The organism is Novosphingobium sp. Chol11, assembly GCF_945870625.1.
Taxonomy (GTDB): domain Bacteria; phylum Pseudomonadota; class Alphaproteobacteria; order Sphingomonadales; family Sphingomonadaceae; genus Novosphingobium.
In genome coordinates this window covers 1-11,264 of the sequence record NZ_CAMBTS010000101.1, presented here as the reverse complement: position 1 = coordinate 11,264, position 11,264 = coordinate 1, and the positions used below count along the sequence as shown (strand labels likewise).

Annotated in this window: 9 protein-coding genes; 3 read left to right on the top strand and 6 right to left on the bottom strand. The window is 63.1% G+C overall.

Translation table 11 applies throughout. The features are described 5' to 3' along the window. Nucleotides 1-173: 173 nt before the first annotated feature. Together dprA and plsY are read right to left on the bottom strand one after the other, a co-directional pair. A complete protein-coding gene (gene dprA / locus Q0O40_RS13350) occupies nt 174-1,283 on the bottom strand; it encodes a DNA-processing protein DprA (RefSeq protein WP_295530753.1) in 1,110 nt (369 codons plus the stop codon). Beyond that, the gene (gene plsY / locus Q0O40_RS13345; RefSeq protein ID WP_295530750.1) at nt 1,280-1,876 is read right to left on the bottom strand and encodes a glycerol-3-phosphate 1-O-acyltransferase PlsY; all 597 of its coding nucleotides are present in this window, start codon (nt 1,874-1,876) and stop codon (nt 1,280-1,282) included. The genes dprA and plsY overlap by 4 nt, the downstream gene beginning before the upstream one ends. An 81-nt stretch (nt 1,877-1,957) precedes the next feature. Between plsY and murI the strand changes: the two genes are divergently transcribed. The 3 genes from murI to hemA all read left to right on the top strand — a co-directional run bounded on the left by murI (nt 1,958) and on the right by hemA (nt 5,178). Further along, nucleotides 1,958-2,821, top strand: coding sequence for a glutamate racemase (murI, locus tag Q0O40_RS13340; RefSeq protein ID WP_295530746.1), 864 nt, complete (start codon nt 1,958-1,960; stop codon nt 2,819-2,821). A gap of 32 nt (nt 2,822-2,853) precedes the next feature. Then, entirely contained in the window at nt 2,854-3,780 is a 927-nt protein-coding gene (locus Q0O40_RS13335) for a hypothetical protein (RefSeq protein ID WP_295530743.1), read from the top strand. Between the two features lie 177 nt (nt 3,781-3,957). Continuing rightward, on the top strand, nt 3,958-5,178 hold the full coding sequence (gene hemA, locus Q0O40_RS13330) for a 5-aminolevulinate synthase (protein ID WP_295530740.1): 1,221 nt from the start codon (nt 3,958-3,960) through the stop codon (nt 5,176-5,178). 139 nt (nt 5,179-5,317) lie between these two features. Here hemA and katG read toward each other — a convergent pair whose 3' ends face one another. From katG to Q0O40_RS13310, 4 genes are all read right to left on the bottom strand, one after another. Beyond that, nucleotides 5,318-7,552, bottom strand: coding sequence for a catalase/peroxidase HPI (gene katG / locus Q0O40_RS13325; protein ID WP_295530736.1), 2,235 nt, complete (start codon nt 7,550-7,552; stop codon nt 5,318-5,320). 254 nt (nt 7,553-7,806) lie between these two features. Beyond that, nucleotides 7,807-9,018: a type III PLP-dependent enzyme gene (locus Q0O40_RS13320; protein WP_295530733.1), complete on the bottom strand. Its 1,212-nt coding sequence runs from the start codon at nt 9,016-9,018 to the stop codon at nt 7,807-7,809. Between the two features lie 169 nt (nt 9,019-9,187). Continuing rightward, nucleotides 9,188-10,432: a serine hydrolase gene (locus tag Q0O40_RS13315; RefSeq protein ID WP_295530729.1), complete on the bottom strand. Its 1,245-nt coding sequence runs from the start codon at nt 10,430-10,432 to the stop codon at nt 9,188-9,190. Between the two features lie 41 nt (nt 10,433-10,473). Then, on the bottom strand, nt 10,474-11,264 hold a 791-nt coding region (locus Q0O40_RS13310), incomplete at its 5' end, for a carboxynorspermidine decarboxylase (protein WP_295530727.1).

The window sequence follows — 11,264 nt, the reverse complement described above, 5'->3', positions numbered from 1 at the left end:
TCAATCGCTGCAACAACTCGGTCCCGAAGATCCTGTGAAAGCGTTCGTGCCATCCATGCTGGCCTCCTGCCACCAGCAGGAAGTCTGAATCACAACGCCGCCGCAAAAGGAATCCCCGCCGAGTCACTTCGTGTGGAAACCGCTCTAATACACGCGTGCATTATCCCTCATGATCACGCCGTGATAATTGACACCCGTCCGCCAGCATGGCGCTGCAACCGGCCTGCGAGTTCAAGCTCAAGTAACGCGAATTGTACCGCGCTCGGCAGCGCACCGCTTTGGCGGATGATCTCGTCGATGCTGACCGGCGCGGCGCCGAGCATGCCGGCAATATCGGCCGGGGGCACATCGGGTTCGTAGTCCGGCATGACCTGTTCCTGAAACGTCGATCGCGGCGTGCCGTCGAAGCGTTCGAGCAATTCGGCAATATCATCGGCGGATTGCACCAGCACCGCGCCATCGCGGATCAGCTTGTTGCAGCCAAGCGAGCGGCTGTCGAGCGGGGAGCCGGGGACGGCCATGACTTCGCGCCCAGCCTCGCCTGCTAGCCGCGCGGTGATCAGTGAACCCGAGCGCGGGGCGGCCTCGACCACCACGGTCCCGCTGGCCAGCCCGGCGATGATGCGATTGCGCCAGGGAAAATGGCGCGCCAGCGGCTGGGTGCCAGGCGGCATTTCGGCAATCAGCAGGCCGCGCATGGCGACATCTTCTTGCAAGCCGGCGTTTTCGGGCGGATAGACCACATCGATCCCGCTGGCGATCACGCCGACGGTTCCCCCGCCTTCGCCCATTGCCGCCAGTGCGCCCTGGTGCGCCGCCGAATCGATTCCGCGCGCAAGGCCCGAGATCACGGCATAACCCCGCGCGGCCAGGCTCGCCGAAAATTCGCGCGCCAGCTTGATCGCGCCGGCCGAAGCATTGCGCGCGCCGACCATGGCTACCGACGGCCTAGCCAGCAGCGTGCCATCACCGCGCATGGTCAGGATCGGTGGCGGGCTTTCCAGCGCGCTCAGCGCTGCGGGATAATCGGGCGAATCAAAGAACAGATAGCGTGCGCCGAAGCTGCGTATCCGCGCAGTTTCTTCCTCGATCCGTGCAGCCGGAGCGATCGCATAGCGCCCGCCCCCGCGCGCGGCGAGATCCGGGAGTGCCTCGAGCGATGCCGCCGCGCTACCAAAGCGGCGGATAAGCTGCATAAAGCTGACCGGGCCGATATTGGGCGAACGCAGCAACCGGATCCGGGCAAATGCTTCGGCCTGAGTTAGCGCAGGCGGCAAGGTCACGGCTTCGCGCCGCCGATCCGGGGCTCTGTTCCGCTGCGCAAACGCGCGATATTGGTGCGGTGCAACCAGATCACCAGACCAGCAATCACCCCAAGAACGGGGCCATAAGCCGAGTATCCCAGCGCCATCGCCGCGAGCGGTGCCGCTACCGCAGCGCTCATCCCCGCCAGCGAGGATGTCCGGCCCGCATAGAGCACGCCAAGCCAGACAGCGGCAAAAACGAGGCCGATCGGCCAGGCCAGGCCAAGCGCTACCCCCATCATAGTGGCCACGCCCTTGCCGCCGCGAAAGCCGAGCCACAGCGGAAAGCAATGCCCGAGCACTGCGCCCAGCGCCGCCAGCGCCTCCGCGCCCGGCAGAAAAGCGCGAACCAGCATGACAGCTGCGCAGCCCTTGGCCAGATCGAACAGCAAGGTAGCAGCCGCCAGCCCCTTCCGCCCAGTGCGCAGCACGTTGGTCGCGCCGATATTGCCCGATCCGATCGCGCGCAAATCACCCGCACCGAACAAGCGCGTCAGCAGCAGGCCAAACGGTATCGAGCCAAGCAGATACGCGGCGGCAGGGGCAAGCCCCGGGGCAAGAATGGTTTCCACACTTCTGCTCCTAGCAATGCGCGCGGACAAAGGGGAGAGGCGGCGTTTTCTTTTTGCCGCCGCACGCGATATGGGACCCCGATGCAGGGGCAAAACGACACAGCAATCGCGGACGGCAGCGGCGAAGGGCAAACGGCGGGACCAGCGACAGTCGATCCCGCAGCGCCGCTGCTGGTGTTCGATTCAGGTGTTGGCGGTCTCTCCGTCCTCGACGAGGTTCGCCTGCTGCTGCCCGATGCGCCGGTGATTTATGCCGCCGATCTGGCCGGGCTGCCCTATGGCAACAAGACCGAGGCGCAGATCGCGGCGCGGGTGTCAGGCCTTCTCGGCCGCATGACCGAGCGCTTTGCCCCCCGGCTCGTCTGCATCGCTTGCAATACTGCATCGACCATCGCGCTGGCTTCAGTGCGCGAAGTGCTCGAGGTGCCGATTGTCGGCACCGTGCCGGCCATCAAGCCGGCGGTGATCCGCACGCGTAGCGGCGTGATCGGCTTGCTTGGCACCGAAGCCACCATCAGGCAGGCCTATGTCGACCGCCTCGAAGCGGAATTTGCAGCGGACAAAGTGCTGCTGCGCCATGCTGCGCCCGAACTGGTCGGCGCGGCCGAGGCCAAGTTGCGAGGAAACCCAGTCGATCCAGCTGTTTTTGTGCGGGCGGCGCAGGCGCTGCGCACCATGCCGGGCGGCGAGGCTATCGATACGGTTGTGCTGGCCTGCACGCATTTCCCGCTGGTGGCAGAGGAACTGGCTGCGGCCTTCGGACCGGGCGTCGAATTCGTCGATGGTTCGGCAGGGATTGCCAGGCGCATCGCCTATCTCACAGCGGGGCAGCCTTGGCAGAGGGAGCGCGCCGATCGCGCCATTTTCACCCGCGGCGGGCCAGAGATGGATGCGCTCGCGCCCGCGCTTGCCGCGCGCGGGCTTGATCAAGGGGGAGTGTTTTGAGGGAAGCTTTGGCATCGGCCGATCAGCAGGGTTTGCGCATCCCTCTGCTCACCAAAGTGGCGATTATCGCGGCGCTGCTGGTCAGTATCCCGTATTATTGGTTGCTGGTTGATGCGGGGCCCAGCAATGCCCCCGCGCGCGCGATCGATCTGAACCGGCTGCGTATGGCAGCAAACCAACTGCGCGGGCCACTGCCCACGGCGATCGAGGCAGTTGTTCCTGCTCACGATGATTATCCTGGCACTTTTCTGGTCGCCAGCGGCGGCCTCAGATTCAATCGGGTGGGCGCGATTGTGTACCGATTGGTGACGCCGGGCGGCGATACGGTGCTCGATGCGGGCTTGAGCCCCGATCAGGCCATGGCGGCCGGGTTTACGGTTCATGACCCCGGTTCCCAGCGCACGGCCAATAACTGGCTGCGCGGTGCACGCCGGATTGTGTTCACAGGCCAAGATATCGATCATATCGGCGGTTTGATCGCATCCCCAGCGCGCGAAGGGTTCGCGGCGCGCGCTATTGTCAATCCCGAGCAAGCCCAGCGGATTTCGCAAGTTGCTCCGGCGCTGGCGCTGGAGAAGTCGGTCAATGCGCATCGCGCAGATTATGCAGCGATAGCGCCCGGCGTGGTGATGCTGCAGACGCCGGGTCACACGCCGGGTTCGCAGATGATCTTCGTCCGCCTCGCAAGTGGGCGCGAGTTCCTGTTTGGCGGAGACAACATGCCGATGGCGCGCAATCTTGCGTGGCTGCGACCACGATCCCGCTATATGGCGGAATGGCTTGGCAACGAAGACCGCGCAGCGGTTATCGGCTGGCTGAAGGGGCTGGCCGCGCTGCAGTCGCAGGCGCCTGCTATCATCATCGTACCTGCGCATGATCTGAGCTGGATGAATGTGATCGGCCATAAGCAAGGCATTACAATCGTGCGGCCCGGTCCATCACCGGAACAGACGCAATAGCGCCGCCGCCCCTACGGTGAGCACTTCCTACACTTGAGTGCGAGGGCTCGATAGATGCTGGATAAGCGTGCCCGCGCAGTCTAATGCCCCCGTTCCGCTGATCGCCCGGTCATGTGCAAAGTTATGTGGTCGCGGCGGCGGAGACACATGTGTCTCCATTGAAGGAAGGAGCGGCGGGTGAACTACGATCAGGTTTTTGAGGCAGCGATCGAGCGTTTGCATACCGAGGGCCGCTACCGAGTCTTTATCGATATTCTTCGCAACAAAGGCTCCTATCCCAATGCACGGTGCTTTGCCGGGCACAACGGCCCCAAACCGATCACGGTCTGGTGCTCGAACGACTATCTCGCGATGGGCCAGCATCCCAAGGTTATCTCGGCGATGGAAGAAGCCCTGCACGACGTCGGCGCGGGTTCGGGCGGAACCCGCAACATCGGCGGCAACACGCATTATCATGTCGATCTGGAAAGCGAACTGGCCGATCTGCATGGCAAGGACAGCGCGCTGCTGTTTACCAGCGGCTATGTTTCCAACGATGCGACATTATCGACACTCGCCAAGATCCTGCCAGGTTGCATAATTTTTTCAGACGAACTCAACCACGCCAGCATGATTGCGGGCATCCGCAATTCGGGCGCCGAGAAGCGCGTGTTTCGGCACAACGATGTTGCGCATCTTGAAGAATTGCTGGCCGAGGCCGATCCCGCCGTGCCCAAGCTGGTGGCGTTCGAAAGCGTCTATTCGATGGACGGCGATGTCGCCCCGATCCATGCGATCTGCGATCTGGCCGAAAAGTACCACGCGCTCACCTACATCGATGAGGTCCATGCTGTGGGAATGTACGGCGCGCGCGGCGGCGGGATTTCCGAGCGCGACGAGGCATCTCATCGCATCGACATCATTGAAGGCACGCTGGGCAAGGCCTTTGGGGTAATGGGCGGCTATATCGCTTCGGATGCGCGGGTGATCGACGTTATCCGCAGCTATGCGCCGGGTTTCATCTTCACAACCTCGCTCTCACCGGTGCTCGCCGCCGGGGTGCTCGCCTCGGTGCGGCACCTCAAGAACTCGAGCATCGAGCGCGACAGCCAGCAAGCCGCCGCAGCCACGCTCAAGCGCCTGTTTGCGCAAGCTGGCCTGCCGGTGCTGCCCTCGACCACGCATATCGTCCCGCTGATGGTGGGAGACCCGATCCGCGCCAAGAAAGTCAGCGACATCCTGCTGGCGGAATATGGCGTCTATGTGCAGCCGATCAATTATCCCACCGTGCCGCGCGGCACCGAGCGGCTCCGCTTTACTCCCGGCCCGGCGCATACCGATGAAATGATGATCGAACTCACGCAAGCGCTGATCGAAATCTGGGCGCGGCTTGACTTGCAGATGCGCAAGGCGGCCTGATCGGCCCCGCTGCTCGGACCTAAAACGCCGCGGTCTGCGGCGACTGCCGTGAATGGAAAGGGGCCCGTACAGCCGTGCGGGGCCCCCTTCTTTTCTTGATCGAAGCGACAGGATGGCGGCCGCCGCCCTGCGCTCGGGTTCAGAACCGGTCGGCGTTCATGACCTTGTTCCACGCCTTGGCAAAGTCCTGCGCGAACTGGGCCTTGCCGTCCTGCGAGGCATAGGCTTCGGCCACGGCGCGCAGTTCAGAGTTCGATCCGAAAATCAAATCGACCGGAGTGGCAGTCCATTTCAGCGCACCGTCTGCGCGGGCACGACCTTCATAGAGCCCCGCTCCCCCAGCCGCCTTCGACCACTTCGTATCCATGCTCAGCAAGTTGACGAAGAAATCATTCGTGAGCGCACCGGGGTTGCTCGTGAGCACGCCATTGGCCGATCCGCCGGCATTGGCACCCAGCACACGCAGCCCGCCGACCAGCACGGTCAACTCCGGCACCGTCAGCCCGAGTGTGGCCGCTTTATCGACCAGCGCCTGAACCGGAGCGAGATCGGATGCGCCGCTATACCAATTGCGAAAGCCGTCGGCCTTGGGTTCGAGCACAGCAATCGACGCCGCGTCCGTCTGCGCCGTTTCGGCATCGACTCGGCCTGGGGTGAACGGCACTTCGAACGTGAACCCGGCCTTGGCCGCAGCCTGCTCGATGGCCGCATTGCCGCCCAGCACGATAAGATCGGCCATGCTGACCTTCTTGCCGCCGCCCGCGCTCTTGTCGAACTCGGCCTTGACCTTGCCCAGCGCCGCCAGAACCTTGGCAAGCTCGGCCGGTTCGTTTGCGGCCCAATCCTTCATCGGTGCAAGCCGGATGCGTGCGCCATTGGCCCCGCCGCGCATGTCAGTCGCGCGAAAAGTGGAGGCCGAGGCCCATGCAGCCTTGATCAGCTGAGCAGGGGCCAAGCCCGATCCCAGCAGCTTGCCCTTGAGCGCGGCCACATCGGCTTGGCCAATCATGGCGTAGTCGGCCTTTGGCAGTGGATCCTGCCAGGCAAATTCCACTTTGGGAACATCGGCACCGAGATAGCGCGCGCGTGGCCCCAGATCGCGGTGGGTCAGCTTGAACCAGGCCCGCGCGAAGGCATCGGCGAAATACTTCGGATCATCCTTCATCCGCAAGGTGATCTGGCGGAAGCCGGGGTCCTCGCGCATGGCGATGTCGGTGGTGAACATGATCGGCGCGTGGCGCAAATTGGGATCATGGGCATCGGGCACCAGCCCTGCGGCATTGGCGTCGGTCGGTATCCACTGGGTGGCTCCGGCCGGGCTCTTGGTCTTGACCCAGGTGAACCCGTAGAGATTATCGAGATACTGGGTGGTGAAGGTGATCGGACTGACCGACCATGCCCCCTCAAGACCGCTCGTCACCGCGTCAATACCGCTGCCCTTGCCGCATTTGTTCTGCCAGCCGAGACCTTGTTGCTCGATCGGCGCTGCGGTTGGATCGGCGCCCACGCACTCGTCCGGCTTATGCGCGCCGTGGGCCTTGCCAAAGGTGTGCCCGCCCGCAATCAGCGCGGCAGTTTCTTCATCGCTCATGGCCATCCGGCCAAAGGCCTGCCTGATATCGTGCGCCGCCGCCAGCGGATCGGGATTCCCGCCCGGCCCTTCGGGGTTGACGTAGATCAGGCCCATCTGGGTGGCCGCAAGCGCGCCCTTAAGCCTGCGCTTGTCGTCAAACCGTTCGGCAGCGGCGGCGAGAAGCTTGGTCTCCGGCCCCCAGAACACCATGTCTGGCTCCCACGCATCGGCCCGACCGCCGGCAAAACCCAGCGTCTTGAAGCCCATGTTTTCCAGCGCCACGTTGCCCGCCAGCACCATGAGATCACCCCACGACAGCGCGCGGCCATACTTCTGCTTGATCGGCCAGAGCAAGCGGCGTGCTTTGTCGAGATTGCCGTTATCGGGCCACGAATTCAGCGGCTCGAACCGGTGTTCGCCGCCATCGCTGCCGCCGCGTCCGTCAATCGAGCGATAGGTCCCCGCGCTATGCCAGGCGAGGCGGATGAAAAACGGACCATAGTTGCCATAATCGGCTGGCCACCACGGCTGCGACGTGGTCAGCGCCGTGTCGATGTCCTTCTTCACAGCCGCCAGATCAAGTTTCGCAAACGCCTTCGCGTAATTGAATTCCGCGCCATAAGGATTGGCGCCAGCGGTGTCGCGGCGCATCGCAGAAAGATCGAGCAGATTGGGCCACCAATCCTTGTTGGCCATCGGCTTGGCCGCAGCCGGTGCGGCGGATTCCTGGGCGAGCGCGGCTGCGGGAGCCAAAGCCCCGGCCAGCGCGAGCGCGATCAGTGAAATCGAAGTGCGCAACATTATCCTGTCTCCCGTGAAGGGGGCCTGGCAGGGAGGCCCCCGATTCTGATGCAGCCGCCGCGCGCTGTGCGTGTTTCTCGACACCGTTCGCGCCGGAGCGGTTGCAGGTGTGTTCCAGCGCGCAGACAAAGGAAAACGGATTTATCCGCTCAGAGAAATCGGCTCACCCGATCAAGCATGGCGGAAGCCAAAATAAAGGCCCCGCGCAGGTGCACGGGGCCTTCGATAGCGTCCAATGATGTGCTTGCGACGTCTTAGCGAAGCGACACGACGTTGTTCGACACGCGCTCGTCGCGACGATCGCCGCGATACTGGCTCGACATCGGCTCGTCGCTGACTTCGAACACGTCGTTCGCGCCGAATCCGTTGAACACAGTCTTCATTGCTGCGCCATAGGCGCCCAGCATGCCGATCTCGATGAAATCGCCCGGCTTGATATCAGCGGGCAATTCGAACGGCCCTTCCATGTGATCCATGTCATCGCAAGTCGGACCCCAGAAGCTGAAGGGCTCCATCGGCTGCTCGCTCGCATTCGCGCGCAACAGCTTGACCGGAAAGCGCCAGCCCACGTGCGCGGCATCGAACAGAGCGCCATAGGCGCCGTCGTTGATGAACAGTTCGCTCCCGCGGCGTTTTTCCACGCGCACGATGATCGAATTGTATTCGGCACACAGCGCGCGGCCCGGCTCGCACCATAGCTCGGCGGAATAGGACACCGGCAGCGATTCGTAGGTCCGGTCGATCAGGCCGAAATAGTCCTCGAGCGCGGGCGGCTCCATTCCGGGATAGATCGAGGGGAAGCCGCCACCGACATCGATGATGTCAACCGTTACCGAGGCATCGACGATAGCGGCACGCACGCGCTCCAGCGCTTGCACGTAAGCATGCGGGCTCATCGACTGGCTGCCGACATGGAAGCATATGCCCAGTGCATCGGCAACCTGACGCGAAGCCTGAAGCAATTCTGCCGCGCCGGTGAGGTCAACGCCGAACTTGGAAGCAAGGCTAAGCTCGGACCCTTCGGACGACACCCGCAAGCGAACGCAAAGCGTCAGATCTTCAGGCAGAACCCCGCCATTGGCGGCGGTTGTGGCAAGACGGATCTTCTCCAGCTCTTCCAGCGAATCGAGGCTGAACACGCGCACCCCGTGGTCGCGGTAAGCCTCTTCGATCGCGCTCGCTGTTTTCACCGGGTGCATGAAGCAAAGCACCGCTGCGGGCAGCGTTGCGCGCACCAGACGCGTCTCGCCGATCGAGGCGACGTCGTAATGCGTCACTCCTGCGTCCCACAAAACGCGGAGCAGATCGGGCGAAGGATTGGCCTTTACCGCATAGAGCGACTTGCCCGGAAACTTCTCGACGAAGAAACGAGCAGCGCGCGCAGCAGCGTGCGGACGATTGAGAATGGCGGGTTGATCAGGCGCGTGTGCGCCAACTACAGCCAATGCGTCATGATGGATGTGCAACTCAAGGGACCCCCAAACGGAACAGTGAACAAAGCTGCCTTGCGGTTTGGAAGTCCCCATGGGGCAGCGAGGGCGTAAATAGTGGTCCTACTCTGAACATCAAGTGAAAAAAGGGGCTGCACAAACATCTGTCAAAAAAATGTCTTATTTAAGACATGGCTTCGCGTTTTCAGGAGCTTAGCGCATCCGCCAAAGCGCGCCAGACAGGCACCGAATGCGGATCGTTCGCAATGCTGCTGGCAATGCGATGCGAGCCGAATCGCGAAATGACCATTTCGGCCACCGGATCGATCCACAGGGTCTGCCCGTGAATGCCGCGCGCATTGAAGGCGCCGTGATTGTCGTGGGAATGCCACCACTGGCTGCCGTAGCTCCATCCCGGAAGATGCGGATACGTGACCGGATCGAAACGCGCTGGATAGCCGCCGCTGCGAATGCGGGCGACATCAGCCTCAGGGATCACCCCCGCCCCATCAAGCCGCAGCGCCTCACCAAAGCGGGCGAGATCCTCAAGCCGCAAGTTCAGCCCGCCGCCAGCAAACGGCGAGCCTGCCTCATCCACCATCAGATCGGCATCGCCAAGCATGCCAAGCGGCTGCCATAGCCGCTGCGACAGGACCTGGTGGAGCGGTTTGCCCTCGGCGCGCGAGATGATCCAGGCCAATACATCAGTGTTGGGCGTGCGATAGACGAACCGCTCGCCGTGATTGCCCACCGCGCCTTTCGAACCTGCGCCGGGCACCGTGGCCAGATAATCCCACAGATTGTTGGGGCCGGTATAGCCTGCGGGCCGCGGTGTAAGGCCGAGCGCGTTGCTATAAGCACCGACGCCCGAATTCGGGTCGGTATAGTCCTCGGAATAGTCGAGCGCGGTGGTCATGGCATGCACTTGACCGATAGTGGCGTTGCCGAAGCCGCTGGAGGCGAGTTCGGGGATCACGCTATCGACCCGCGCCGAGAGGTCGATCCGCCCTTCCCCGACGAGCATCTCGAGCAAGGTGCCAACGAAGCTCTTGGTCACCGAAAAGGCGATGTGGCGGGTGAGCGGTCCGGTGACGCCGAACCAGCGTTCGAACACTACTTCGCCCCGGTGGAGCACCAGAATGCCGTCGGTATAGTTGCGGATCAGCGACTGCTCGAACGTCATGTCCTCGCCCGCGCCCAGCGGCGTAAAGCGCAGCGCCGCAAGATCGGGCCGCAGATTGCGCGGGAACGGGGTGCCCGTGCCGCTCGCCGCAACATTGGCAGTCGCTGCGAAACTGCGCATGTTCGAATAGGACCAGCGGATCATCGGGAAGCGCATGTGGTCTGCCCGCGCGGCAAGGATGCGCTTATCGAGCGGCGGCGGCGCGCCGACCATCCAGCCCATGGCCACCGGATCGCTGGTCACGCCGTCAAGCTGCACGTCAGCCATTCACACTCTCCGCCAATCATTACTCTGGCGAACACGATGCCTCAGGAAAGGCGGTCGCGGAAGTCCTCCCACGAAAAACGTTTCACGCATTCAAGGGCATCGGTCGCGCTGTCCCACAACCAGATCGACGGGAGCGGCACGCCGTTGAATGTCGTGGTCTTGACCATCGAATAGTGCGCCTGATCGAGGAAGGCAAAGCGCGTGCCGGGCTCGCAGGTCACACCCATGCGGTAATCGCCGATGACGTCGCCGGCAAGGCACGAGGGGCCGCCAAGGCGGACCGGCACGTCACCTGCGCCATCCTCATACTCGTCGATTGGCAGTTCGCCGAGCATGGCCGGGCGATAGGGGGCCTCGATCACATCAGGCATATGGCAAGTGGCGGAAATGTCTGTGACCGCGAGCGGCATGCCGTTGTCCAGCGTATCGAGCACAGTACCAACAAGAATGCCCGCATCGAGCGCGATAGCCTCACCGGGTTCAAGGTAGATCTCGCATCCGGTTTCGGCCTTAACGCCTTGCAGAAACGCAACAAGATCTTCGCGCTGGTAGTCGGCACGGGTGACATGGTGCCCGCCGCCGAAGTTGAGCCACTTGAGCTGGCCGAAGTAAGGCGCGATGTGCGGTTTGAGCGCGGCCCAGGTGCGTTCGAGCGGCGCGAAATCCTGCTCGCAGAGAGAATGGAAATGGAGGCCGCTGACGCCTTCGAGATGGTCGGGCCTCAGCTGGTCAACCGGGAAGCCGAGGCGCGAATGCGGGGCACACGGATCATAGCGCGGCACTTCACCTTCCGCATGCAAGGGATTGATCCGAATGCCGATATCGAAGGCGT